The following is a 409-nucleotide window of genomic DNA, read 5'->3' as shown; positions in this document are numbered from 1 at the left end:
TAAGGTTCTGTCTATGTGAGCATTATAGTTTCTTAAACTTAATCGCCCACCAAACAGTGTCTTTACACGGAACATAGCCGTCTCTGAAAGTGACCGTTTATGGTAACCGTACTTCTTTTTCCAATGTTTATTTGAGCCGTATAATTTCTGGCAAGCTACCGCCAGATTACGGGGGTGACCTCGTAACCAAAAAGCAGCACCTTCTCTCGGTGGAATAAGTGGAACAGCTTGTTTAATACGTATTGCTTCGTAGCATTGTCTTGTATCGTAAGCTCCATCACCAGATATCTCATTGATTCTACGACGAGTTTGATTCAGTAAATTAGGAAGAGCTTCACCGTCAGTGACATTCGATAAACTTAACTCAGCCGCAATGATTTCATGAGTGCCAGTGTCTACGGCTAAATGG

General features: G+C 42.1%; 1 protein-coding gene. It reads right to left on the bottom strand.

Annotated features, from left to right (window positions below):
• On the bottom strand, positions 1-409 hold a 409-nt coding region (locus tag AB4493_RS21585), incomplete at both ends, for an IS5 family transposase (protein ID WP_372155799.1).

This window comes from Vibrio sp. 10N.222.55.A1 (assembly GCF_041473835.1).
GTDB classification, from domain to species: Bacteria; Pseudomonadota; Gammaproteobacteria; order Enterobacterales; family Vibrionaceae; genus Vibrio; species Vibrio crassostreae_C.
The sequence above is the reverse complement of the archived record's forward strand: the minus strand, read 5'-3'. Positions and strand labels throughout refer to the sequence as shown.